The following is a 22,417-nucleotide window of genomic DNA, read 5'->3' on the forward strand; positions in this document are numbered from 1 at the left end:
AAAGATATCTCTAAGCCAAAAGCTTATGAGTGTTGCGTAAATAGGATGTTCGTTCTTATCTGCTGGCGTTCGATGTGCCAATAACTCAGATCATTAGCTTGATTCTGTCTGTAGCGCTTTATCAATGTGGGCAGCAAACTCACCAACATATGCAAAATATTGATGAGCAGCATCGTCGTCAAGGATAAATTGCTTTGCCTGTTGGCACATGGCTTTTAGATCATCGATTAATTCGATATAGCTCAGATTTTCCTCGCCTGCGCGCGCGACCAATTTCAGCTCGTGCAGCAGGGTTTGCTGTTGTGCTGTATTTACTCGAGCGTAGTTCAGATCGACCATTGCCTGACAGAGGGCTTTTAGTACCATCAAGTCGGCAGTCGCGTAACGGCGTATCTCACCAAGTGAAGTATCAATAAAGTCTGATATTCTTGGTGTATGAGTGACGACAGCTAGCATTGTAAATCGTTGCTCTTTGCTAGTATCAGCGTCGTCGTTTTGCGTTGGTGGCGTATAAAAGTGATAAGGACTTGGTGGTTGACGACGCATGATAATACTCAAGCAAGTAGTCAGTGACTGCACACAATTGACCGCCGTTTTGGGATCATTAATACCAGGAGACAGGGCACGCACAGCTATCTCGGTCATTTGTCCTAGACTATAAGCGATATCATTAGAGTGTGTTACGCGCTGCTCAATACGTATACAGGTGGCAAAGCGCTGCCAAAACATACCGTCGGGTGTACGCGGTATAACAGCCAAGTGTGCTGTCTTCGTCCTTTTTAAGTTGTTTGGATGATCAGCTGGGCGTTGATAAAAATCGCCAATGACGTTTTTGTCAGTGACAAAATCGCCAAGATTGGCATGGATTTGCACCACACCACCGTAGTCTTGTGTCAATGTGATCAAAGATTCTAGATAAATTTGTTGTAAGTAACCACAGCTTGGCGAATAGATAGTCGTCTTCGGCCAAGCGTAAAACTGCTCAACGTCATTGTCTTCAACATCACGTTGATGTGTGATATCACACTGGTCACTATACCAATGGTAAATACTTTTAATCGCATCGTTGCTGGCATTTTGAATGACGTGCGATGCTTGAATGGCATGTACCATATGTTGAACAAAATATACCAGTAACAAGGCACAGATAATCGCCATGATAATGGCAAAGGTTACTGCTAACTGCGGTACACCAAACGCAACATCATACTTATGAATCGACTTTAAGACCAATAAACTATAACTAAAGGTACCGATAAACGCACCTAGGACAAATTGATTTGGCGTATCTGTCAAAAAATTACGTAACAATCGCGGCCCAAATTGCGAGGAGGCCATCGACAATACGGCAATAGTTATCGAAAACGTGGTACCTGCGACGCCAAGTACCGCCCCTGCAATCGCGGTCATAATTGCGCGTGCCGCATCATCATCGCCCGTAAAGGCAAAACTTAGCTCCCTGACGGTTTCACGGTCAAAGTGCTCATCAATCGTGACTAAGATAGGCGCAAGTATTATACCCACGAGTACACAAGCAGTCGGGATAAACCAATAAGAGCCAATCAAATGCTCCCAAAGGTTTCTAAAGCGATCAGGCAAGTCGGTTAGCGTCTTTAGCGACCATAACTGTGCGAGATTTTTTAGTCCGTTTTGTCCTGTATTGACAGCGCGGGTAAAGAGGCTGTTTTTAGCATGGTCATTGGCTGCCATAGGTATTGAGGTATCCAAAATTATAGTTATTTGACAGTTATATTGCTTTGTTGGTTAAAATTTATCATCAGTTCAATACAAGAAAGTACGGCAAGCATGACATCCAACCGGGGTGGGTTTCCCTTGCTAACCGTACTATTACCGCTCAATTACTGATTTTACTCATATTGCTTTTGGATTGTCTGCTTCAGTAATGATAGTGTTTTTACCTTCGCGTCTACCAGCATCGGTCTCTACTGGTTGTTCGCCAGTGTCTTTAGGAATAATAATTTCATGGTCATGATTGTCGCAATCTACATCGCTGTCTCTATCATACGCCACAGGGTCAAAATGCGGGACATCATTATGAACGTCTGAAGTATCTTTGGCTAATTGCTGAGTTGGGGTAGTCATCGTTTTTCTAAACAGTTTGTCCCTCTTATGCGGATGAGAGTCAGCGTCGTCATTTGCTGATTTTTTGCGAGGCTCGCTGTTTGTGAAGATAGTGCCCAATGGTAAGTTTAGCTGTGCTTTGGCAAATGCCTCAGTATTTTCAAATCGAGTAACCAATAGGCTTAGCCAAGGTTTTTGATCTTCTTGATTCATCTCGTCCAGCTCATCCTTAATGGGCAGCGGATAAGGCAATGTACGATAAAAGTCCCATAACGTCATGTTGCTCAAGTCTTTTTTGAGCACATAGTCATCGTCTTCGGTCATAGTAATGAGATTGCTATCTTGCAGATAGTTAATATAGGTATACCACTTTGGTAGCTCTTTGCGACCCAGCACATTACGCAGTGCTTGTTCACTAACCGCTTCACCTTCTAAGTGATGGGTATATACGAGATTTAGCATGTCTAACAAGCTAAGCAGTGGATGGCGTGGGTAGACTTCCTCAGTTTCAAAAATCGTCAAGGTATAACTAATCTCAACCCCTAACAAAATTAAATTCCAAGACAAATATATCCATAATAAAAAGATAGGTAGCGCGGCAAAAGCACCATAAATCGCTTCGTAACTGGTAAAGTTTGCCATCACAGTACCAAAAAGATGCTTCATCAGCTCAAAGACGATGGCAACAAAGATACCGGCAATCGCTGCATTTTTTGCTGGCACGCGAGCTTTTGGGATAAACCAATACATCCCGATAAAACCAGCGATGGTGATGCCAATTGAGACGGCTTGTACCCAAAAAGACCAATCAATACCATAACCCGCAATTTGGCGGTTTAAAAAACTCAGGCTTTGCACGGTACTTGAGGCGATAAATGCCGTACCCAACACAAGCGGCCCTAGGGTAACGATGGTCCAATAGCGCAGCATGCTTTTGATGCCACCTGAACGATTTTCTACGCGCCAGATTTGGTTAAAAGCGCGCTCAATGGTCGTCAAAGTCATGATGGTCGTAAAAAATAACACCATCGCACCAATGATGGTGAGGTTTGATGATTTTTCCGCAAAGCTATTGATATACTCGCTGACCTGCATGCTTGATTGTGGCAGCAAGTTGCTATAAATCACCTCATAAATCTGTGCTCTGACCGAAGCCAATGCTGGTACTGAGGATAAAATCATCAGTAGCACCGTTAATATCGGTACAATAGATAGCATGGTCGTATAGGTAAGTGACGCCGCTTTTTGTTGGCAGTTGTCTTCAAAAAAATGCCGGGTCAAAAATCGTAAGAACTGAAACCATCGTTGGTGTAAAAATGGGAGTTTTTTTAATAAGTTTTCCATGTCGACCATTTAGCAGCGATAAGAGTGACAATAGTGTAACAAAAATGTACCGCCCGCATCTGCCAAATAATTGTGTCAAAATGCACGGTAGCCACCGTTAACGGGTTTGGCTCGCTACAATGTCGAGCAGCGTTTGTTTGCATGTCAGTCAATGACTGGGGCATAATGTGCACATATATTTTAGTGTTTAACCTTGGACGATACACAGGCATAGAAGTGGCTGTGCAAAAATTGACAGCCTAATGGCAGCGTAAAACGCTGGTACACTGCGAATACTGCTAAAGACAATAACGTCGACGATTTTATGAGGAAGTTTTGCTAATGAGTCAGACCACCCCTTATGTTTTGGTGCTTTATTATTCGAGTTATGGTACGACTAAGACATTAGCATATGCGATTGCACAAGGGATTGAGGATGCTGGCATGACCGCACGTATCCGTACTGTGCCTACCGTTGCACCCGAAACCACGGCAAGCAAGCCTGCGATACCGGACGACGGTGATTTGTATTGCACGATGGATGATCTCAAAGATTGCAGCGGTCTGGCACTTGGTAGCCCGACGCACTTTGGCAATATGGCCGCGCCCATGAAATACTTTTGGGACAATACGGTCACCCTTTGGCTGGCAGGCAATCTACAAAACAAGCCAGCTTCGGTATTTACAGCGACCGGCTCGATGCATGGTGGTCAGGAGACGACACTGCTGACCATGATGTTACCGTTGATGCACCATGGCATGATGATCGTGGGTATACCGTATGCAGAACCCGCCCTCAATCGTACCAATCGTGGTGGTACGCCTTATGGCGTGAGTCATGTTAGCGGCGCGTTGCATGATCAACCGGTATCTGCTGATGAGCGTGAATTGGCAATTGCGCAAGGTCGTAGACTTGCCATTACGGCGACGGCTTTAGCAAAGGCTAACTTTGGTCGCTAAGTCGCACTGATGCTAAGCCGCACTGATATATTGCTTATAAGGAAAAGATACTTCTAATGGCTATTAACCGTTCTGATAACAAGGCTAATGCCCCAATAGAAAAAGCTACTGACGCTGGCAAGCCTATTGCACCGATGCGTCAACGCTTGCTACTCACGTGGTTGGTTTGGATGGCATACCGGTTACTGGCCTTGCCGATTATGATCAGTGTTTTTAATCCGACTAGCCCTGATATCATTGGTGGCATCGCTTGGCAAACGCTGTGGTTGATTCCGGCTTTTATCTTGACACCAGTGATATTACGCGGCCGCTCGCCCTATATGCTATTGATTGGCAGTATGCTGACCTTAGTATACTTAGGGGCTAGTGGGGTCGTGCTGTTTACTCGTTTTTATGGCAGCAGCGTGATTGAAATTTTGGTTTATTTGCTTGATTTTGTCTTACTATTTGCAATCAATGTTTGGTTATTTATTTTACTAAAGCGTCTGCCATCGATGAATAATGTCGTTAAGCAGCCTCGTTCTCGCTAGTCGTTTATTCTTGATTTACCAGCATAAAAAAGCGGCGCTCTACATTAGAGCGCCGCTTTTTTTCGTCTTTTTACTAGTGTGATAAAAGCCTTAATTGACTTTGGTTAATTCTAAGTCCATCTTTTTGCCATCGTTAATCTGACTTACTTTTACCGGTAAATAATCTAAGCTTGGCGCTAACCAAAAACTGGTAGAGCGGCTATTGTCATCATGGATACGATCGACGCGCACGGTATCAAAGGTACCAGCTGGCACGGTGATTTTGGTATTGCCAGATTTTTTAAAGGGTGTTTTCTCAATTTTATCTTTCTTCGCCATATAGTAATTGCCTGAGAATTTACCGTTCAGTAAATCTTGGCGAATTTGCACCTCAAGACTCAAATCATCAAAGGCTTGCTGCGTCATACTCATGGTTGAGGTTTTGCCTCTATAGTTACTGGTGACCTTTTTGCTACTTGGGTTAAAGTCTAATTTATGTGTACGTCCAATACCTAGGAGCTTATAGGTGGTACTGGCCTGAGTTGGGACCACATTGTTACCATTGATGGTAAACGTACTATTTTGTGCCGCACTTGCGACGCCAGCCACCCGTGCATTGACATTGTACTTCCATGTATTGCCCGATTTGTTGAGCGTACGGGTAGCCGTGCCTTTATATTTGTCTTCAACCGTAAAGCTATAATTGGCGTTCGATGGTTGAATGGTTTTTGCGCTGGCAAGGGTAGGTGCGGTCATACTTAAAGCTCCGATTGCAGCAATACTGGCGCCCGTGGTCAAGGCGGTTAAGAGTTTGGACTTGCTACGTGTGGTGTTATTAGAATCGGCTATTGATGACTTTTTATTTTTTGATAAAAAACTCATGGATGTTCCTTAGTTAATATGATGCTGATATAGCAGCTTTTATCGATAGTTCTTATTATGCTGATAGCTTATATTTCTAGCCCCTATAATGGTCATACTCTGTTACATTTTCAAGAGCAACAGCAGACTGGTACGTGTAGTGCTTGTAGCAAATGTTGCTATAAAGCTTGATCCAACGATTAGAGGTAACTTGCTGTAAAGTCAGAAATAAGAGACAAATAAAACACAGGTTCTATATTAAGTACCGCGATTTAGCCGCCTTTCATTCAGCCTTTTATCCAGCCAGCATTCCTCAATATATTCACTTCTCATTTTTCCAAAGTTAGTACATGGCATTTGCCAAATAATATTAAATGATAGAAAACACTGAATACCGAATTATCATTAGGGTCTGTTGAACATTCAAATGTGGAACTGGCAGTGGCTATTTTTTAGACAATACGCAGTGAAATTTTTGACGCCTAGTCATTCTAGGTTAGACAATTTCGCCATGTATTGGCAAAAAATAGTCCTGCCCTGAAAGGCTGATGCTAAAATCACTCCAAACGTTGTTGCAAACCTAGCTAAGGTCTCGACATTATCGTCGGTTTACGCTGATTCGATAAAAGGTTTGATGCGATTTTAGCGATCAGCAGTCCTAATATTTGAATGTTCAACAGACCCTAGAATAATCTTGTAAATTTTTGGCGTTTACACTTGAAGCTAGCCCATCTTGCCCCCACTTTTTGATACAAGCTCAAAGCTTATCTTTAGAATGCTGCTTTTAAGCGGTAATGCTTATAGATATTGGTATTGAGACCATTAATTCAAATAAACCCTTATTGTAAATAACTAAATTATTGGAGACATATTGATGAATATTCGTCCTTTACATGATCGTATTGTTGTCCGCCGCATAGAAGAAGAAACAAAAACGGCTGGTGGTATCTTGCTTCCTGGTTCTGCTCAAGAAAAGCCTTCACAAGGTGAAGTGCTAGCCACTGGTAACGGTCAGATTCGTGACAACGGTGAAACTCGCGCGTTAGATGTAAAAGCTGGCGACAAAGTTTTGTTCGGTCAATATGCTGGTCAAACTGTCAAGGTTGACGGCGAAGAACTACTTATCATGAAAGAATCTGATGTATTGGGTGTGCTAGAAGGCTAGTCCTTTTTGAGTATTAATTTATACTCAGCGCATTTTTGACAATATCATTGAAACATTTAATTGCATTCTCATACTTATAATAGTGGAGTAATTTAACATGGCAAAAGACGTAAAATTCGGCATAGATGCCCGTAAACAAATGATGGACGGCGTAAACGTTCTAGCAAACGCAGTACGAGTCACACTAGGCCCTAAAGGTCGTAACGTGGTAATCGATAAGTCGTTTGGCGCACCTACCATCACTAAAGATGGTGTTTCGGTTGCCAAAGAAATCGAGCTTGAAAACAAATTTGAAAACATGGGCGCTCAATTGGTTCGTGAAGTCGCTAGCCGTACCAACGATGTCGCTGGTGATGGTACAACGACTGCAACGGTATTGGCTCAGTCAATCTTGCAAGAAGGCATGAAATCAGTTGCCGCTGGCATGAATCCAATGGATCTAAAACGCGGTATCGATAAAGCGGTACGTGCTGCTGTTGAGCAAATCCATTTGCTATCTACCCCAGCTGACGATTCAAAAGCGATTGCCCAAGTTGGTTCTATCTCTGCCAACTCAGACACCAAAATTGGTGAGTTGATTGCTCAAGCGATGGAAAAAGTCGGTAAGCAAGGCGTTATCACGGTTGAAGAAGGTTCAAGCTTTGAAGATACCTTAGAAGTTGTCGAAGGTATGCAGTTTGACCGTGGTTATATCAGCCCGTACTTTGCGAACAAGCAAGACAGCCTGACTGCTGAATTTGAAAACCCATATATCTTATTGGTTGACAAAAAAATCAGCAACATCCGTGAGATCGTGCCATTACTTGAGCAAGTCATGCAGCAGAGCAAGCCATTGCTAATCATCGCTGAAGACGTAGAAAATGAAGCATTGGCAACTCTAGTTGTGAACAACATGCGTGGCGGCTTAAAAACTTGTGCCGTTAAAGCACCAGGTTTTGGCGATCGTCGTAAAGCGATGCTAGAAGATATCGCAACGCTAACAGGCGGTACGGTTATCTCTGAAGAGATTGGTCTGAGCCTTGAGACTGCGACTCTAGAGCAACTTGGTACCGCTAAGAAAGTCACTGTCGGTAAAGAAAACACCGTTATCGTCGATGGCGCTGGTAACAAAGCAGATATCGAAAACCGTGTTGAGTCTATTAAACGTCAAGTTGAAGAATCAACGTCTGACTATGACAAAGAAAAGCTTCAAGAGCGTATGGCTAAACTGGCTGGCGGCGTTGCCGTTATCAAAGTTGGCGCTGCGACTGAAACTGAAATGAAAGAGAAGAAAGATCGCGTTGATGATGCGCTACATGCCACTCGTGCAGCGGTTGAAGAAGGCGTTGTCCCTGGTGGCGGTGTTGCTCTAGTTCGTGCAATGAATGCATTGTCTGAGCTACGTGGTGATAATGACGACCAAAATGCTGGTATCAATATCTTACGTCGCGCAATGGAAGCACCATTACGTCAAATCGTGACCAACTCTGGCGAAGAAGCCTCAGTGGTAGTTAACGAAGTGAAGAGCGGTAGCGGTAACTACGGTTACAACGCAGCTTCTGGCGAATACGGCGATATGTTAGAGATGGGTATCCTTGATCCAGCTAAAGTCGCTCGTTCAGCGCTAGAGAACGCAGCATCTGTTGCCGGTCTAATGCTAACCACTGAAGTCATGATTACTGATTTGCCACAAGGCGATGACGGTATGGCTGGCATGGGTGCTGGCGGTGGAATGGGCGGTATGGGTGGAATGGGCGGCATGATGTAATTTTACTTCTGCTGCAAAGCGATTTTTCTTCGTCAGATGCGCTTAATGTACAATAGGTACTATTTTCGCTAGTCTTCCTCGATAAATCGCTTTTCGCTAGAAGTATTACCAACGTCACAAAGTCTGTTTAATCATTAAAGCCCTGTTATCGAAAGATAGCAGGGCTTTTTTTGCGTTTAATACGATAGTTAGCGTCACACAGAAAAACCCCAGCGAGCTAAGCTTACTGGGGTTTTTATATCAAATTTGATTAATATTTCTAATATCAATTTAAATTTTCAATTAACTGATTATTAAGATATAGTTGTTATAGCGAATATATTCGCTATGAGTCACAAGCAACCAATCAAACCAGAAGGAATTAACAGATGAAAATACTATCGATTGTGATGGCAGTATCAGCGTTAGCTCTATTTTCTGTTCCTAGTTCAGCTGAATATAAATTTCAGAATAGTATGCAAACGTCTCAAAAAGCGATGAGCATGTCTCGGGTTGAACGACCACAAGTGATGCAGCTGTCGTTTGATAACAAAGAACGCAATACCAATGAAAAGGAGATTTACGAAAAGGTTATGAAAAATGCCAAAGCGAGCGGCTTTGAGCTCAAAGAAATAGAAGCGATGAAAATAGCACATATCGTCAATGGCGCTTTAGATAATGAGCCGCCAGAAGCAGCGTCTATTAATATTAAAGTGACTATTCATCTAAAAAGACCAATTAAGATAGAAGTTGAGATTTCTCTATAATTTATTCGTTCTCTCATCAACAATTTTAAAAGCCATACTTTATGAGTCACTTACTCTATATACATAAAATAAGACCCTAATAGACTTTATATTTATTAGGGTCTTACAATTAGAGATTAATCACAGGCAGAGGTTGATTGAAGGTATTGCTTACTGCTACTGCTACTGCTACTGATTCGCCTCATCCCGTCTAAACGTCCACGTCTTATCATCAGAAGCATCTTCACAATAGTAATATCCTGCCAAATCAAATTGCTTTAGCTGTTCAGCATTGGTCAGCTTATTATCTGCTGCATATTTCACCATCAGTCCACGCGCTTTTTTGGCATAGAAGCTAATGACTTTATATTGACCATTCTTTTCATCTTCAAATCTTGGCGTGATAATCTCCGCATTCAAGGCTTTCTTCTTTACCGCTTTAAAGTATTCATTAGAAGCAAGGTTAACCAAAACTTTATCATCGCTATCAGCCATGCGCTTATTAATAATCTCAGTGATTTCTTCGCCCCAAAACTCATAGAGGTTAACACCGCGCTCATTTTTCAGCTTGGTGCCCATCTCTAAGCGATAAGGCTGAATCAAATCCAATGGTTTTAGTACGCCATAAAGACCCGATAAAATACCCAGATGTTCATTGACGTAAATGGCGGTGTCTTTGTCCATGTGATACATATCAAGACCCGTATAAACGTCTCCATCAAACAAATAACCTGCGGGTTTAGCATTACTGTCCGTAAAGTGAGTATTAGCACTCCAAGACCAGTCCTGATTACGCTGTGCATTCAGCTGTGCCAAATCATCAGAGATGCTCATCAGCTCTTGCAAATCAATCGGCTCTTTTGACTTCAGTATTTTCATCAGTGCCTGTGAGTGCTCAATCAGCTCAGGCTGACTATAGTAGTTGCCTAAATTGACTGGCATAGTATCTTTTTCATTTAAAGATTTGGCAGGGGAGAGTACAAAATACATCGTTATTCCTTATTATAGTAAATCAATGACCGACCTGTTGAGGTGTCAACCTTTCTCATTATACGATATACACAGGTTTAACTTGACTTACTCGTCGTGGTTTTGTATTTATATAACAGTATACTGGTAGTTTATAATTATGTCACAGGTCGTTACTGGTTCTCTTAGCCTGTGTACCATAAGGGCTGACACGTTAGTTGAAAAATAAAAATTTTTAATATAACAATAAAAGTTATGTAGATGGTGTAAATACCTAACTTTTTATTTTACTTGTGGGTCATCATTAGTCAATGAAAGTTAGCCGATGATATCTCTATAATAAAAAGGCATGATGGCAAACCAGCTATCATTTATTAAATTGATAATCTTTGGTCGTTAATGATAAACCAGTAGTGACCAAAGGTTTTTTTGTCCCCTGTGCTTTTTCAATGTGCGTTGAGGGTATTAAAAGTAGTCATTAAGACGTAAGTAAGGAGACGGTATGAAAATCGGTGTAATCAGTGCAGATATCGCGAGCGAAAGTCGCGTAGCGATAACCCCAGACGCAGTCAAAAAATTGCGTAAGCTTGGGTTTGAAGTCGTCATACAGTCAGGTGCAGGTCAAGCAGCATATTATGCTGATGAAATGTATCAAGCTGCCGGTGCCGAGATTGCCAGTAGTAGCGCCGAGGTCATTACACAGTCTCGAATTATTACCACGGTCAATGACTTACCTGCTGCGGCGATAGAACATTTGACCACGGGTCAAATCGTCGTTGGTATGCTCGATCCGTATCGTAATACACAGCTAGATGCTTATGCTGCCAAAGGCGCTACTGCTTTTGCAATGGAGTTATTGCCGCGCACATTGTCACGCGCACAGAATATGGATGTCTTGTCATCACAAGCCAACCTTGCCGGCTATAAAGCGGTATTACTGGCAGCCAATGAATACTCGCGTCCTTTTCCAATGTTCATGACCTCAGCGGGTACAGTTAAACCTGCCAAAGTGGTCATCTTGGGGGTTGGGGTTGCAGGTTTGCAAGCCATTGCGACGGCAAAGCGTTTGGGCGCTGTCGTTGAAGCCAGTGATCTACGTCCTGCTGCTAAAGAGCAAGTTGAATCCCTAGGCGGTAAATGGCTTGATGTACCGATGAGTGAAGAAGAAGCGCAAAAAGCCAAGGCGACAGGCGGCTATGCGTGGACACCATCAGAGCAATATATCAAAGACCAAGCCGCTGTGGTAGACAAAGCGTTAAGCAATGCCGATATCGTGATTACGACGGCGCAGATTCCTGGTCGTAATGCTCCGCGCTTGGTACATGGAGCAACCCTTGCCAAAATGAAGGCAGGCTCAGTGCTGATCGATATGGCTGCTGGAACGGGCGGCAACGTAGAAGGCAGTGTGCCTAACGAAACCATCACTACGGACAATGGCGTGCGTATCGTTGGTGCCGCCAATATTCCTTCGATGCTAGCGGCGCAGTCTTCAGATTTGTATGCCAACAACTTGGTTAACTTTATCACGACCTTAATTGCGCCTGCTGGCGATGACGCTTCAGCAAGTGACACATCAGCTAACTTGGCACTTAACTTAGATATGGAAGACGAGATTCAGGGCGCACTGGCGGTGACACATGACAGTCAGGTACGACTGGCCAAACGCTAGTTTGACTGGCTAAGTTTTTACAGCCTGTCATCACAACATTGTCACTACAACGTTGTCACCATACATTTGCCAGTAACGAATAAATTTTTAGGAGGATAAGATGATTGCCACTATTTTAGCTGCCGCGCCAGCCGGTGCCGCCATGAGTAGTACACCATTTGTAGCGATTTTCACTGTATTTGTGCTCGCTATTTTTGTCGGATACTACGTCGTTTGGGGCGTTACGCCTGCTTTGCATACGCCATTGATGGCCGTCACCAACGCACTATCAAGTATTGTCATTGTTGGTGCGATGCTACAGACTGTCACGATTGATGGCTCTATATTTACACCAACCAGCTTGCTGGGTGCCTTTGCGGTATTTCTAGCCAGTGTCAACATCTTTGGTGGTTTTGCCGTGACTGAGCGTATGCTTGCGATGTTTAAACCCAAAGTGAAAAAAGTACCCGCTCTTGAAACTGGGACGACTGAAAATGGAGGCAACGCATGAATGATTTTTCAACAATGATTGCGGCAAATGCAGATTGGTTTTACCTAGTCGGCGCTATTCTTTTCGTTTTAACCCTACGTGGTTTATCTAGTCCAAAAACGGCTATTCGCGGCAACCGCTTTGGTATGGCGGCGATGGCGATTGCTGTTGTGACCACTTTCTTCTTAGCAGAAGGCCCTGTTCTTTGGTTGATTATTGGTGCCATGGTATTGGGTGCGGTCGTCGGTATGTGGAAGGCAAAAACGGTCGCGATGACCCAAATGCCAGAAACTGTTGCCTTGATGCATTCTTTCGTTGGTTTGGCAGCAGTTGCAATTGCCTTGGCAACCGTATTGCATACTGAGCAGCAGCATGGCGCGGTTGCTCGTGTCGAATTGTTCATCGGTTGCTTTATCGGTGCGATTACTTTCTCAGCATCAGTATTTGCTTTCGGTAAATTGGCAGCGAAGAGCTGGGCAAAAACATTGGTCGGAGGATGGGTCAAACCTGTCCAAGCGCTACTGTTCATTGCGATGATCGGGTTTGGCGGCATGTATTTCGTCACTGATTCATTACCTGCCTTTTATGCAATGGCAGTGATTGCGGTTATCTTCGGTTGGATGTGGATTGCACCAATCGGTGGCGGCGATATGCCAGTGGTTGTATCACTATTGAACTCATTCTCAGGTTGGGCAGCAGCAGGTATTGGTTTTACCCTCGGCAACTCAATGCTTATTATCGCAGGTTCACTGGTCGGTTCATCAGGTGCGATTCTTTCTTATATCATGTGTAAAGCCATGAACCGCTCATTACTCAACGTATTGTTCGGTGGTATGGGCACGTCAGCAGTGGCAGCAGGCGGAGACGATGGCGCGCCAAAGAACTACAAGGCTGGTTCAGCAGAAGATGCAGGCTTCTTGATGGCCAATGCCAGCAACGTTGTGATCGTACCAGGTTATGGTATGGCGCAAGGTCGCGCGCAGAATGCAGTAAAAGAGCTGTATGAGCTGTTAAAAGAAGAAGGCGTTAACGTTCGTTTTGCTATTCATCCAGTTGCTGGTCGTATGCCTGGACACATGAACGTCCTATTGGCTGAAGCGGATGTGCCGTATGACGATATTCTTGAGATGGATGAGATTAACTCAGACTTCGCTAGTACGGATGTGGTCTTGGTGATCGGTGCCAACGATGTGGTAAACCCATCTGCAAAAGATGATCCGACTTCTCCAATCTTTGGTATGCCGATCTTAGAAGTCAGCAAAGCGCAAACAGTGATGGTTATCAAGCGTTCGATGAGCACGGGTTATGCAGGACTTGATAATAGCTTGTTCTACATGGACAAAACCATGATGATTTTTGGCGATGCGAAAAAGATGGTAGAAGAGATGGTACGTAGTATCAATGGCGCTCATTAATCTTTAGAGTAAGCGGTTAATATTTACTCCTAAATATAAGCTTTTAAATAAAAAAGTCACTGAGGTGGCTTTTTTTGCGTTAAGGTACGCCTCGCTTATATTCAATCATTGTTTACATCAAATAAGTTTATACAAAATAAGAGTTAAGAAGGTTATTTATGAATATGTTGATACGTTTTTTTATTATGGTTAGTTTGCTAAAACAACAACTTAAGCAGCAATCAGTGAGTGAGACGCTCAGTATAGAGACATTGACTGCACCGACGGTTCGTCATTATCGAATATTGCCGCATGATATGGGGTTTCGCGACCATCTACCTAACTACCGCTACCTATCTTTTATTGAGCTAAACATTACACGATGGGTAATGAAGCATTGTCACCAAAAAGGCATTAAGCCCCTAAACTGGGTAATCGCCATGCAAGAGATGATTTATCTTAAGCAAATTAAGTTTTTGGACAAAATGACGCTCAGTAGTGCGGTCGCAGGATGGGATCACAAATATGTATATTTTGAGCATCGCTTTTTTGTAAAAAACCAGCTAATGGGCGTCGGCATGACTAAGTTCGTTTTTACAGACGATAATGGTATGCGCACACCAAAGGTATTGGATATGACAGGCGAGCAGATGACGGATACGATTACCACGTGGAATGAACACCAAGTGGCAGTCAAGTCTGCCAAATCTGCTGAGCCAGCTGAAGCAACAGAGACAGCTTAACGAACTTGCCTATAATCATAAGACGAATTTTGGTAGGATGGGGGCTATCAAAGCGATAACATTTTTTCTTAAAATTAAAAAAGAAGGTACCATTATGATCCCACAAAAACTAAAATGGACAGACAGCTTGGATATCGCTATCGAGCTTTATGAAAAATTCCCAGAGACCGATCCACAGTACATACGTTTTACAGATTTGCATCGTTGGGTGACCGAGCTTGAAGGCTTTGATGATGATCCACAAAAATCTAATGAAGGCATCCTAGAAGCCATTCAGATGAACTGGATTGATGAAGCGGATTAGAGTAACTTTGCTACTAACTATTTTAAATAAAAAATCGACTAAATATACAGGACAGGCGCTATCATGACTTCACAAATTAAAGAGCTATCCGAAGCGATAGTTTGCAAAGGCATCAGTGCTCATACCACTAATAACGCTGAAATCAGCCATGACACTGCCAAATTGGGTCGTTTATGGCAAAAATTCTATCAAAATCACGTGAAGCAGCTTCCTGAAGGTGAAGACATTTATGGTGTTTTTCATAACTATGAGAGCGATGATTTAGTAGGCGCTTTTGATGTCGTAGCAAGTTGGAAAGTAGACAGCGAGCAAGAGCAGCAAAGCGCTGGCAATTTAGTAACGGTCAGCATTCCTGCAGGGAAATACTTGGTATTCTCTGAACAAGGTCGAATGCCTAATACAGTGATGAACGCTTGGGAGAATGCTTGGACTTACTTTAACGATCCAAGCTGTGAGCATACTAGAACTTATCAGGTCGATTTTGAGCAGTATATCGGTGGTAATCTAGAGTTTGGGCAAATAGATCTTTATATTGGTATTGAATAAAGCTATTCGTGTTAGAAGCAGCCAAAAGACAGTTTTTATCTAAAATTGGCTTCAAAAAACATGAAAGTGCATTGATAAAAGCTATCAGTTAGTAATTAACTTAAGTTACTGAATTAATGCCTATCAAAATCATAAATAAAAAAGCGCCAATCTAAATTAGATGGCGCTTTTTTTACTCTAAATAACTACAATTAGTTCAGTAGTAAATTTTCTAAAATCCCCTCATAAATCTGCGCAAGCTTTCCTAAATCATCAACTTCTACTTTTTCATCAACTTGGTGAATCGTGGCATTACGCACGCCAAGCTCAACCACTTGTGCGCCTGTTGGCGCAATGAAGCGTCCGTCTGATGTGCCACCAGACGTAGACAATGTAGTATCAACATCGGTCACTGCTTTAATCGCACGCTGGCAAGCAGACACTAGCTTACCTTCTGGGGTCAAAAATGGCTGACCAGACAATTTCCAATGGATATCATAACTGGCCTTATTCTCTAAAATCTGGCTATCCGTAAAATACTTATCAAAAATGGCGTGCGTTTTCGCCTTTAACTCATCTTCGGTCGTTTCCGTTGAAAAGCGGAAGTTGAACACGACTTTAAGTGTCTCAGGAATGACGTTAGTCGCGCCCGTGCCACTATTTATATTAGAAATTTGTAGAGACGTCGCAGGGAAGTAGTCATTGCCGTTATCCCAAGTGGCGTTTGTCAGTTCTGCTAATGCTGACATAGCGGCATGGATGGGGTTGGACGCGAGATGCGGATAAGCGACATGACCTTGTTTACCAGTGACAGTTAGCACCGCACCCAATGAGCCACGACGACCATTTTTGATAATATCGCCCAACGTATCGGTGCTTGATGGCTCGCCAACCAAGCAATAGGTGATTTTTTCTTGACGTGCTTCTAAGGTTTCAATGACTTTGACTGTACCGTTAATCGATGGGCCTTCTTCATCTGAGGTGATTAAAAAAGCAATAGAGCCGTTATGCTTAGGATGATTAGCAACGAAACGCTCGGCTGCGACAGTAAAGGCGGCAATGCCTGTTTTCATATCAGCAGCACCGCGCGCCCATAGATAACCGTCAGCGATAGTTGGTGTAAATGGTGGATAAGTCCAATTGTTTTCATCGCCCGTTGGCACGACATCGGTATGCCCAGCAAAACAAATAACTGGATCGGTTGTACCACGGCGCGCCCATAAGTTTTTGACTTCAGCGTGTTCACCTGTTTTATCTCTATCGCCAAAATACATAAACTCGCAGTCAAAGCCTGCCTGTTCTAACCGTGCTGACAACATATCTTGGCAGCCATCATCATCTGGGGTGACGGAAGGTCGTTCCAATAACGCAATACTTAAATCTAGAGTTTCTTGCTGATGGGTAGGGTTTTCTTTATTGGAGTCAGACATGAATAAACCTTTTTTATTATAAATTAAGATGACAAATATTTGATATTAAACGCTAAGATAGAGCCAGTCGCTGCTTCGTATTTTCTAAGGGCTTTACATATTGTCTTCAACGAACGGTACCAAGCCATCACGGCGCATCCAAGTCGCAATAGAGTAGCGTTGACGATGAGCGATTTGTACTTGATGCTGTAGATCGCTGGCAAATATGATCAATCTGTTGGCGACAGGCATGACGTTATGATGAAGGCCATGTGTATCGACGATTTCTAGTGCGCCGCCGTCAGTTGATGCCCATTCATCATTGAGATAAAACACGGCCGAAATAACACGTTCGTCACGACCAGCCGGATTGTCACTGTGCCATTGATAGCCAAAACCAACTGGATAGCAAGCATAATGCGCTTCACTATGACGAATACCAGCAAACAAACTGCGATTGAACAAAGCGGCAAGTGTATTGATACTTTGCAAATAATAATAACCAGCAAAGAAGTTTTCGGTGATCCAGCGGATTTTATCACCACGGATATCACTGAGGCGAATGCCAGCAGTCAGCTCTGCATCACGATAGTCAATAAAACCACTTTCCGCTTGTAGCGCCAATAATGCAGTACTGTCAAAGACATCATCAATGATTAGCCAGCCATCCTCTACAAACTTATCAAACTTCGTATCTGTTAGTTTGTTTTCCCAATCAACGTCAAAGTCAGACATTTGCAGGACGTGTTGAGTTGGCGGCTCATGGCTATAGTCTTCACTTGGGACAAACAGCATGGGCGGATTATCCTGACCGATTGGCTGATCGACAACCAATTGTGTCACCTCAAGATTGCTAGTAATCTTCGTCATTTCGTCTCGCCATTATCAATAAACACTCAATTAGCTGACAATACACAGCCAATCGATGCCTTTTTACCAAAACCATCGTTATCTTTTACTCTGCCTATGCTACCATAGATGCAATTTTTCTTATTTAAACTTTTGAACTTATGAACTATAAACACGCCTACCACGCTGGTAACTTTGCTGATGTGGTCAAACACATTTTATTGGTACAATTACTCAACCAGCTGGGGCAAAAAAACAAACCTTTTTATGTGCTTGATGCTTATGGCGGTCGTGGACTGTATTCGCTTGCCAGTGAAGAGGCGCGCAAGACAGGAGAAGCTAAAGGTGGTATCCAATCTTTAGTAAAGGCCGATGTCGAAAAAGCACCGCCTGCTGTCAAAGACTATATAGAAGGTATCAAGCAAGCCCGTTTCACTTATGACAAAAAAGTCTATCCTGGTTCGCCTTGGTGGATTGCGCATCATATCGAAAAAAATCCAGATGCAGGCGTGCGCGGCGAAGCGTTTGAAGCCAAAGCCAGTGAGTACGATGCGCTTAACTATCAGCTACATAAATTGCCAATCGGCATTCATCATCGTGATGCGTTTGAAGGTATTCGTGCCGTTATTCCACCACAAGAACGTCGTGGTCTCATATTTTTGGACCCTCCTTACGAGCAAGAACACAAAGACTTTACTCGCTTGATCGACCTATTGGTGCACTCTTATAATAAGTGGCCACAAGGCACATATGCATTATGGTTCCCGATCAAAAACATTGAAGCGGTAGAGCTGTTCTATAAAAAGCTAAAACGTACTGAAATGAGACGTCAGTTGGTTTGTGAGCTAAATATTTATCCGAACGATATCGCCGTGGGTCTTAACGGCACAGGAATGCTGATTATCAATCCGCCATGGCAGTTCGATAACCATGCGCGTGAAATTCTACGTTTCTTGCAGCCAGTACTAAAAGTTGCCAACGCCCCAGACTTAACGCCTGATAGTGCGACCAATGTGCGCTGGCTCGTCGGCGAATAACAGTGCCAGTAAATAAGTATGTCAGTAAATAGCGGGGTCAATGAATAGCAATGTCGGCCAATAAGGATATCAAGATGACAAACGTGCAACCACCTATCGGCCAACCAAACAATGCGCCTCAAAACGATGGTTTGCTGCAAGATAATGCAGCCACACAGCCACCTTTTGTTGATGAGCATGAGTTTAATATCCGCTTAGCGGATAATGACAGCTACGATGGCTTGACCTTTGAGGTGATTGAGGCAGAAGTTGCTGAAGGGAAACGTGTGGTCAGTCGCGGTGTGTATTTAGCCCCCAATTTGATCACTACTTTGTCACTACTGTCAGGCTTTTACTCGATTTTGGCGAGTACGCAAGGTGAATTTTACAAAGCCTCTTTAGCCATCTTTTTATCCGCAATTCTTGACGGGGCTGATGGTCGCGTCGCACGCATGCTCAATGCCCAAAGCCCGTTTGGGGAGCAGTATGATTCTTTAGCCGATATGCTAGCCTTTGGTGTTGCACCGGCTATTTTAATTTATAGTTTTGCGCTACAGCCCTTGGGTCGTATTGGTCTTGGCTGTGCCTTTGTCTTCACGGCTTGTGGTGCTTTCCGCTTGGCACGGTTTAATGTGCAGGTTGGTACTGTCGACAAAAAATACTTTGTTGGTTTAGCAAGTCCACTTGCTGCAATTTTGGTCACCGCAGCTGTTATGGTAGCGATAGACCATAATCAGTGGATAGGACAGTACGATACACTTGTCATGTTCTTGTTTGCGGCTTGGGTCGTTATTTGCGGCTTACTGATGGTCAGTAATGTTAAATACTACAGCTTTAAAGAGTTTGATAAAAAGAAAGTACCTTTTGTGGTTCTTATCATTGGGGTACTAGTCATGAGTATTGTGCTTTATGATATCCCTGTTGGTATTTTAGCGATCGGTATTATTTATGCTTTATCAGGCATAGTCACGACGTTGAAAGCCAAGGCTTGGCGTTAATATGACTGAAACATTCTGCTGGATTCCTCATAACAGTTAAAAGTGTAAGATATAGCCACAAAAAAACCGCTTATTTTCAATAAGCGGTTTTTTTGTGCGTGCTATTAAATTATTACTCTCTTCGTAATTTTCACACTGCGTTACTTTAACGAATGATACTGCCTGTCTCTAATAGATTAATGCTGTGTACGTATGCATACAGATTAAATATCTATTGATTATATCCAGTATTACTTGTTTTGGAGCCGTGGTATATTCTGTAATATACATATTTATAAGTTGCAAATTCAGAACAATAACTTTACAATTTCCATGTAATGTTTCAGTATGTATCTAAAAAGTTTCTTTATATGTTTTAATTGTACAAAAGTCGTTTCTAGAAACAGCAGGTAATTTATTTTTCAAAATTTTTAAGACAACAATATTTCAACCTGCTATTGGAGATGTCACTAATTGAGCTACCCATAAAATAGCTATCTTGTTCAACTATTCATTAAATCTAACGTCTATATCTAACAGTGATAGTCCAACTATCAGTCATCACATAGTTGCTTTGATAGCGACTTTATATATACAGGATACTCTCATGTTAAACCATGTTTACCGCGTTGTTTTTAATCGTTCTACGGGTTGCTATACCGCCGTTAGTGAAATCAGCAAGTCGGGTGGAAAATCTAGCAACACATCAGGTCAAGTTGGTACTGTGCCAACTAGCAAAACAGGCGCATCGCTACGTCGCCATGCCATTGCTGTTGCAATTGGCTCAGTGCTAGGATTGACAGCGATGAGTGCTCAGGCAGATGTGTGCTTAACGCAGTTCAATGGACCAAATGGAAGTGTCGCTCCACAAAATACATCTATAGCTTGTGGGTTTGGCAACCTAGCGCAAAATGAATCCAGCTCAGCAGTAGGTTTCCAAAATAGAGCCTTGAACACTAATTCAACGGCAATAGGTTACGTCAATACCGCTTCAGGTTTTTCTAGCTCAGCAGTAGGTTTCCAAAATAGAGCTTTGAATACTAATTCAACAGCAATAGGTTATGTCAATACCGCTTCAGGTTCTTTTAGCTCAGCAATAGGCCATAGAAATGAAGCATCAAGTCTATATAGCTCAGCGGTAGGCAACACTAACAATGCCTCTGGTGAAAATAGTTCAGCGATAGGTTCTGGTAATAGAGCTTTAGGGAATGCTAGTTCTGCTATAGGTTCAGAAAATTATGTCGTAGGTTTTAGAAGCTCAGCATTTGGTAACGAAAATAGAATAACAGAAGGTTTTGGATTGGCAGCAGGTCGCCTTAACCAGGTTGAAGGCTATGTTGGTACGGCTGTAGGTTTTAGTAATAAGGCAATTGGTCAAGCCAGCTCCGCAATAGGTAACGAAAATACAGCCTCCGGAGTTCGTAGTTTGGCAATAGGTAGCGACAACTCAACCGCCAACGAACGTAGTACAGCGGTAGGTAGTCTAAACACAGCCTCAAAGCTGTATAGTTCAGCGGTGGGCTATAGCAATGAGGCAACTGGTGACCGTAGCTCAGCATTGGGTAACGATAATACTGCTTCGGGTAATGACAGTTCAGCAATAGGTCGTGGCAATAATGCTTCAGTTAATGAAAGCGCAGCAGTGGGTCGTATTAACACAGCTTCTGGTATTGCTAGCACAGCGATAGGTGTAGCTAACCAATCTTCATCTAATAATAGCTCAGCGTTGGGTACGGGAAACAGAGCCTTAGGCAGTGACAGTTCAGCGATGGGTCGTGCTAATTTTGCCTCAGGTCTTAATAGTTCAGCATCAGGTTACCTTAACCAAGCCACAGGTAACAATAGCTCAGCAGTGGGTTATAGCAATATAGCGTCAGGCTATGCCAGCTCAGCATTAGGTGGTTATAGTAGAGCCGATGCTAGTGGGGCTACTGCACTCGGTAGCGGCAGTACATTTGCAGTAGCTGCTGTTGAAGGTGCTACTGTGCAAGCGGACTTTACTGCGGCTACTACCCCCATTCAGACTAATAATGATGGTCGACGTTTTAAAGATGATGGTACTGGCGGTCAAATTTTTGAGTTTGCACAGAGTGACTACGAAGCTCTAGGCATCGGTGCTACGGCGAACGGTATCCGAGCAGTTGCGCTCGGTACTAACGCAGTGGCTGATAAGCGTGACAGCATTGCCTTAGGATCGAAAAGTAAAACGACTACCGTAACTGGCGCGGCAGGTTATTCAGCTAATGGCGATACTAGCCCTATTTGGCAATCAACTCTTGGCGCCGTTAGTGTTGGTGATACCAGCAATGCCAGCTCTAGCCAATGGCAAACTCGCCAAATCACTGGCGTAGCGGCAGGGACATCTGATACTGATGCCGTTAATATTGCTCAGTTAAAAAGGTTAGAAACAACAGGTGTCTCTTATTTCGGCAATGTAGCAGCAGCTTTGGGTGGGGGCGCGCAGCTTAACAGCATGGGTGTATTTCAAGCACCCAAATATCGTATCAATAACACTGACTACAGTGATGTCGGTTCAGCATTTACCGCAGTTGATGGCAAGTTGACAGATTTGCAAGGACAAATAACCAACATCGCATTAACCCCTGGACCTAAAGGGGACAAAGGCGATCAAGGTGAGACTGGCGCACAAGGTCCAGCAGGATCTGACGGCATCAATGGAACAAACGGTATTGACGGTCAGAATGGAGTTGATGGTACTAA

At 43.2% G+C, this 22,417-nt stretch carries 20 protein-coding genes; 14 read left to right on the forward strand and 6 right to left on the reverse strand.

Annotated features, from left to right (window positions below; genetic code table 11):
* Positions 1–93: 93 nt before the first annotated feature.
* Positions 94–1,710 (reverse strand): DUF2254 domain-containing protein, encoded by a 1,617-nt coding sequence (locus AAEY72_RS12050; protein ID WP_352310667.1) that lies wholly within the window; start codon positions 1,708–1,710, stop codon positions 94–96.
* Positions 1,711–1,872: 162 nt separating this feature from the next.
* Complete coding sequence (locus tag AAEY72_RS12055; protein WP_352310668.1) at positions 1,873–3,426, reverse strand: YihY/virulence factor BrkB family protein; 1,554 nt, start codon at positions 3,424–3,426, stop codon at positions 1,873–1,875.
* 321 nt (positions 3,427–3,747) lie between these two features.
* Between AAEY72_RS12055 and wrbA the strand changes: the two genes are divergently transcribed.
* On the forward strand, positions 3,748–4,365 hold the full coding sequence (gene wrbA / locus AAEY72_RS12060) for an NAD(P)H:quinone oxidoreductase (RefSeq protein WP_240216603.1): 618 nt from the start codon (positions 3,748–3,750) through the stop codon (positions 4,363–4,365).
* 56 nt (positions 4,366–4,421) lie between these two features.
* A complete protein-coding gene (locus AAEY72_RS12065; protein WP_210541401.1) occupies positions 4,422–4,895 on the forward strand; it encodes a hypothetical protein in 474 nt (157 codons plus the stop codon).
* 90 nt (positions 4,896–4,985) lie between these two features.
* Here AAEY72_RS12065 and AAEY72_RS12070 read toward each other — a convergent pair whose 3' ends face one another.
* Positions 4,986–5,756, reverse strand: a complete 771-nt coding sequence (locus AAEY72_RS12070; protein ID WP_352310669.1) for a DUF3108 domain-containing protein — start codon at positions 5,754–5,756, stop codon at positions 4,986–4,988.
* A gap of 850 nt (positions 5,757–6,606) precedes the next feature.
* Here AAEY72_RS12070 and AAEY72_RS12075 point away from each other — a divergent pair.
* The 3 genes from AAEY72_RS12075 (at position 6,607) to AAEY72_RS12085 (ending at position 9,393) form a co-directional block, all read left to right on the forward strand.
* On the forward strand, positions 6,607–6,900 hold the full coding sequence (locus tag AAEY72_RS12075) for a co-chaperone GroES (protein ID WP_025652227.1): 294 nt from the start codon (positions 6,607–6,609) through the stop codon (positions 6,898–6,900).
* 97 nt (positions 6,901–6,997) lie between these two features.
* Positions 6,998–8,647: a chaperonin GroEL gene (gene groL, locus AAEY72_RS12080; RefSeq protein WP_189586337.1), complete on the forward strand. Its 1,650-nt coding sequence runs from the start codon at positions 6,998–7,000 to the stop codon at positions 8,645–8,647.
* A 368-nt stretch (positions 8,648–9,015) separates the two neighbouring features.
* Entirely contained in the window at positions 9,016–9,393 is a 378-nt protein-coding gene (locus AAEY72_RS12085; RefSeq protein ID WP_352310670.1) for a hypothetical protein, read from the forward strand.
* Positions 9,394–9,561: 168 nt separating this feature from the next.
* On the opposite strand, the gene yaaA is transcribed toward AAEY72_RS12085, so the two are convergent.
* Positions 9,562–10,362 carry a peroxide stress protein YaaA gene (gene yaaA / locus AAEY72_RS12090; RefSeq protein WP_352310671.1) on the reverse strand — a complete coding sequence of 267 codons (801 nt, stop codon included), beginning with the start codon at positions 10,360–10,362 and terminating at the stop codon, positions 9,562–9,564.
* Between the two features lie 481 nt (positions 10,363–10,843).
* Here yaaA and AAEY72_RS12095 point away from each other — a divergent pair, with 481 nt between their 5' ends.
* The 6 genes from AAEY72_RS12095 (at position 10,844) to AAEY72_RS12120 (ending at position 15,466) form a co-directional block, all read left to right on the forward strand.
* Positions 10,844–12,010 (forward strand): NAD(P) transhydrogenase subunit alpha, encoded by a 1,167-nt coding sequence (locus AAEY72_RS12095; protein WP_352310672.1) that lies wholly within the window; start codon positions 10,844–10,846, stop codon positions 12,008–12,010.
* A gap of 142 nt (positions 12,011–12,152) precedes the next feature.
* Positions 12,153–12,500 carry a proton-translocating transhydrogenase family protein gene (locus tag AAEY72_RS12100; RefSeq protein ID WP_352310682.1) on the forward strand — a complete coding sequence of 116 codons (348 nt, stop codon included), beginning with the start codon at positions 12,153–12,155 and terminating at the stop codon, positions 12,498–12,500.
* Positions 12,497–13,894 (forward strand): NAD(P)(+) transhydrogenase (Re/Si-specific) subunit beta, encoded by a 1,398-nt coding sequence (locus AAEY72_RS12105; protein ID WP_010196858.1) that lies wholly within the window; start codon positions 12,497–12,499, stop codon positions 13,892–13,894. The genes AAEY72_RS12100 and AAEY72_RS12105 overlap by 4 nt, the downstream gene beginning before the upstream one ends.
* Before the next feature lie 158 nt (positions 13,895–14,052).
* Positions 14,053–14,616 carry an acyl-CoA thioesterase gene (locus AAEY72_RS12110; RefSeq protein ID WP_352310673.1) on the forward strand — a complete coding sequence of 188 codons (564 nt, stop codon included), beginning with the start codon at positions 14,053–14,055 and terminating at the stop codon, positions 14,614–14,616.
* Between the two features lie 94 nt (positions 14,617–14,710).
* Positions 14,711–14,920: a Fe-S cluster assembly protein IscX gene (iscX, locus tag AAEY72_RS12115; protein ID WP_010196865.1), complete on the forward strand. Its 210-nt coding sequence runs from the start codon at positions 14,711–14,713 to the stop codon at positions 14,918–14,920.
* 63 nt (positions 14,921–14,983) lie between these two features.
* Entirely contained in the window at positions 14,984–15,466 is a 483-nt protein-coding gene (locus AAEY72_RS12120) for a GyrI-like domain-containing protein (protein WP_352310674.1), read from the forward strand.
* A gap of 191 nt (positions 15,467–15,657) precedes the next feature.
* Here the strand turns inward: AAEY72_RS12120 and dapE are convergent, their stop codons facing one another.
* Both dapE and AAEY72_RS12130 read right to left on the reverse strand, forming a co-directional pair.
* Positions 15,658–16,875: a succinyl-diaminopimelate desuccinylase gene (gene dapE / locus AAEY72_RS12125; RefSeq protein WP_352310675.1), complete on the reverse strand. Its 1,218-nt coding sequence runs from the start codon at positions 16,873–16,875 to the stop codon at positions 15,658–15,660.
* A gap of 93 nt (positions 16,876–16,968) precedes the next feature.
* A complete protein-coding gene (locus AAEY72_RS12130; protein WP_352310676.1) occupies positions 16,969–17,724 on the reverse strand; it encodes a 2OG-Fe(II) oxygenase in 756 nt (251 codons plus the stop codon).
* A gap of 140 nt (positions 17,725–17,864) precedes the next feature.
* On the opposite strand from AAEY72_RS12130, the gene AAEY72_RS12135 reads away from it, so the two are divergent.
* The 3 genes from AAEY72_RS12135 to AAEY72_RS12145 form a co-directional block, all read left to right on the forward strand.
* Entirely contained in the window at positions 17,865–18,740 is an 876-nt protein-coding gene (locus tag AAEY72_RS12135; RefSeq protein WP_010196880.1) for a 23S rRNA (adenine(2030)-N(6))-methyltransferase RlmJ, read from the forward strand.
* A gap of 74 nt (positions 18,741–18,814) precedes the next feature.
* On the forward strand, positions 18,815–19,717 hold the full coding sequence (gene pssA, locus AAEY72_RS12140; protein ID WP_352310677.1) for a CDP-diacylglycerol--serine O-phosphatidyltransferase: 903 nt from the start codon (positions 18,815–18,817) through the stop codon (positions 19,715–19,717).
* Between the two features lie 586 nt (positions 19,718–20,303).
* The coding region (locus tag AAEY72_RS12145; RefSeq protein ID WP_352310678.1) for an ESPR-type extended signal peptide-containing protein at positions 20,304–22,417 on the forward strand (2,114 nt) is incomplete at its 3' end.

The organism is Psychrobacter sp. W2-37-MNA-CIBAN-0211 (genome assembly GCF_040309405.1).
GTDB lineage: Bacteria > Pseudomonadota > Gammaproteobacteria > Pseudomonadales > Moraxellaceae > Psychrobacter > Psychrobacter glaciei.